The sequence below is a fragment of the Streptococcus oralis genome, assembly GCF_023110435.1.
In the GTDB taxonomy this organism is placed as follows: domain Bacteria; phylum Bacillota; class Bacilli; order Lactobacillales; family Streptococcaceae; genus Streptococcus; species Streptococcus oralis_CF.
In genome coordinates this window covers 1-3,290 of record NZ_JALDWB010000012.1, presented here as the reverse complement: position 1 = coordinate 3,290, position 3,290 = coordinate 1, and the positions used below count along the sequence as shown (strand labels likewise).

The following is a 3,290-nucleotide window of genomic DNA, read 5'->3' as shown; positions in this document are numbered from 1 at the left end:
CCAGGTCGATGAATGAAGTTCTACGTCTTTGGTCATTGGTCACCTCGCGGAATCATTCCCAGAGTTTCTAAGTTTTGGACGAGAGTAGGATTAGAAGAAAGACCATTGAGAAAATCATCTCTCAACTGGGCATCTTGTTGGAGCCACTGTCCCATCATACTTAAAATTTCACTATTGGCTCGCCGATATAGGTCGCCAACTTCATTCACTTTGTTGAGCATTTTAGAATAGTGATCCATTGCCTTGGAAGCTTCTCCACCCTCATAATATTTTGTTTCAGAAAGGCTCTTCAATTTTGGAGCCAAATTGTTTTGAAATGAAACCTCAACTGTGGTGATATAACGCATGATTGCCTGTAATTCATCAGGATTCATGACGATTTCGTTAGATCCACCACCATCCATTGTAGTAGCTTCAATTAGAACCATTTTCAAAATCCTCCTCTCTAAACGGAATAGAAAGCCAATTATACAATCTCTCAAGGAAATAGTATTGACTAAAACGATATAACTCCTCTTGATTCACATCAAATCCCAGCAATTCTCCCCCTTCTTCAACAAAGAGATAAGAAGCTGATAATAATGCTGCGTGTCTGGTCTCGCACATTTGTTCCAAAGGATAATACTGTACCATCAGAACTTGATCAGATGCTAAAGCTGTTTCGATATCAGAAGTGAGTTGTCTTCTTTCAGTTAGAAAATCTACCTCATCTTCCAGAGAAATCCTTGTCACAAGCGATAGCTTATCTTGAAGCAATAATAAGCGACTCATAGGACTAATCTTGGCAAGTTGATATCCCTGACCAGTATCAATGATAAGAATAGAGAAGTCGCTGTCACGGCAGTGCATGAAATAGAAATTATTCAGAATGACCAAGGTTATTCCTAAGCAATACTCCCGTAGAGTTTCAACTATGGTAAAACCTGATTTTGTCAAAGAACCATCCTCATTAACTAGGCCTTTTTTCTCAAGAGCTTCCTTAGCTATCGTCCACACTAGTTCAGAAGCAGTTACAATATCGTCTAGTGTTGGCAAACCAGGCATTAGTTCACCATCAAAGGCACCAATCAGATAATGGAGTTCATGAATAGAAAATATTTCTTTATTTGACATATTTACAACCCCTTAATTGATGAAACTTCCGATGAACCATTATAGCTATCAATGGAGTTTTTCAAACTTGTTACTGCTTTTTCATGTTCTTCCATAATAGATCTCAAATCTTTGTGGTATTTATGGATGATGTCTAGATAGGACTCAAAAGCCACCTTTGTTTTCCCAGACCACTTGGCTGACTGGAGATAACTTTTTAATTGAGTGACAGTTTGGTAAGAATTTGTCAATTCTTGATTAATTTCTTTTGAAAGCTGAATAGCTGTCTCTAGATCTTTATACTTTATTTTTAAATCTGCCATGGAACTTACCTCCTTCTACGGTTTCTTTTCCTACGTTCTTCAGCTTGACGTCTTGCCTCTGCTTCCCTCTCTCGGCGTTCTTGCTCAGCCAATCGAGCATAATACTGATATCGTTCATAAGCTGCATCAACCGCACGAGACAATTTGCTTACGTCACTTGATTGATTTGAAATAACTGATTCTACTTTTGTTTTAACCCTATTTTCGCTATCACTAAAAACATCCTCTGGAATAATAGATAAACTCATAGAAGGTCGTGAACTATTATAGCTGTCAACTTTTCCCTCTATCATTTTTAATTTAGTCTTAAAACTTTTCAATTGACTATTCAGATCATTATATAAAGTCTTATATTGTTCCCTTTTCTTTTCTGTTGGTGTCCCAAACCATGCATCCCAAAGTGACATAATGAGTATCCTCCTTTTTTATCATCATTCAGTTCAGAAGATCGGTTAAAATCCTGAATCGAATCAGGAAAAGTGACGTCATCTAACTCATCTAATTTTTTACTATCCATATCCATTAACAAATGTCAGAAAATAAAGCGATTATCTTCTATAAATCTCTCATTAGGAATCTAATTTTTTTAACATTTCTGCTTTTTTTCTTTCAAGTTCTTGACGCTGCTCTTCTGTTATCTCGTTCTTATAATTAGGATTTGACAAAAATGGAACATTGGTCTTTGGAGATTCGCCAAAAATTTCTCTTTCGGCGTTCTCAATATCTTCCATCTTCTTCACTCCTGCTTTTTCCCAATTTTCTAAAGTATACTCTAAATCTCTAATAATCTGACGTCCATCATCATAAGTGAGACTCTGTAATTCTTTAATAGCACTATTTAGAATTGTTAATTTATTTTTTTAGTATATGGTATTGGAGGGTTTATAGATCGGTGTTCAGCAATCCATCGATATAAATTTTGCCCATATTTTTTCAATTGATTATGTAGCTCACGACCAAATTTTAAATACTTTGTCTCAGACCAATCATCTTTATTAAATAAATCAACAACTCGTTTTTTATTCTGAATAATGTTCCCCACTTCATCCAAAATCTCATTTTGATAAACAGCTTCTGAAATATGAACGGTCAATTCCTGATTGATATGATCTACTCTAAATTTTTCTGTAAATAAAGGATAATCATCAAAAACACTATTCCCTTTTTCATCCATCTTAATAAATTTTTTATATGATACGAGTTTTAATTTAGTCTGAATCTCTTCAATAAAACGATTGAAGTGTTTCCCTGTATTGGCATAATATACTCCATCAGAATTTTTTAAAACATTATCCGACATATATGCAATGTCAGAATAAGAGATAGTTATTCCATCAGGAGAATATTTATCACGAATTTCACCCAATAAAGCATATACAACATTTGCTTCATTCTTTGATAGATCTCCAAGATCAAAATATTTTGGAAAGTCTCTATCATATTGAATAACAGCCCTATACTGTTTTTGATTTACATCTTTTAATTTTGCCATCTACTAACTTTTTAAACTCCGTTTTTTCTAAGGTTATGCAGGAATCTCCCTTATATTTTATCATATTTTATACTCAAAGAAAAACTATGATAGACTTCCTAGCCTATAAGATTATTGAATCTCTTAGTTTACCTTGCATTTCTAGGACTTTTATTTTGTTCTATTCTTGTTGCCTTGCGTTTCTCAGACTTTATACTCTTAAAATCCTTGGTATCACTAGCTTTATACTATCCCCTAACTAATATAATTTAAGTAATTTTAATAACTTATATATAACTAAAATTATTAGTAATTATTTTTCGTAATGATAAATTGCAAGAATAAGTGCAACATTTACTCTAACTCATCCACTAGAGCCTCATAAGCAGTTCTGTAAGCTAAAC

6 protein-coding genes are annotated in these 3,290 nt (G+C 33.8%); all 6 read right to left on the bottom strand.

The genetic code is table 11. The annotated features are described in order from the left end of the window. Window positions 1-32: 32 nt before the first annotated feature. On the bottom strand, window positions 33-428 hold the full coding sequence (locus M1F97_RS09085; RefSeq protein ID WP_125453231.1) for a hypothetical protein: 396 nt from the start codon (window positions 426-428) through the stop codon (window positions 33-35). Further along, window positions 415-1,113: a DUF5081 family protein gene (locus tag M1F97_RS09080; RefSeq protein ID WP_169447048.1), complete on the bottom strand. Its 699-nt coding sequence runs from the start codon at window positions 1,111-1,113 to the stop codon at window positions 415-417. The genes M1F97_RS09085 and M1F97_RS09080 overlap by 14 nt, the downstream gene beginning before the upstream one ends. Window positions 1,114-1,115: 2 nt before the next feature. Next, window positions 1,116-1,415, bottom strand: coding sequence for a WXG100 family type VII secretion target (locus tag M1F97_RS09075; RefSeq protein ID WP_169447047.1), 300 nt, complete (start codon window positions 1,413-1,415; stop codon window positions 1,116-1,118). A gap of 5 nt (window positions 1,416-1,420) precedes the next feature. Then, window positions 1,421-1,822 carry a hypothetical protein gene (locus M1F97_RS09070; RefSeq protein ID WP_169447046.1) on the bottom strand — a complete coding sequence of 134 codons (402 nt, stop codon included), beginning with the start codon at window positions 1,820-1,822 and terminating at the stop codon, window positions 1,421-1,423. A gap of 162 nt (window positions 1,823-1,984) precedes the next feature. Beyond that, window positions 1,985-2,146, bottom strand: a complete 162-nt coding sequence (locus M1F97_RS09065; RefSeq protein ID WP_206283182.1) for a hypothetical protein — start codon at window positions 2,144-2,146, stop codon at window positions 1,985-1,987. A 116-nt stretch (window positions 2,147-2,262) separates the two neighbouring features. Then, complete coding sequence (locus M1F97_RS09060; protein WP_169447045.1) at window positions 2,263-2,907, bottom strand: hypothetical protein; 645 nt, start codon at window positions 2,905-2,907, stop codon at window positions 2,263-2,265. Window positions 2,908-3,290: the final 383 nt, after the last annotated feature.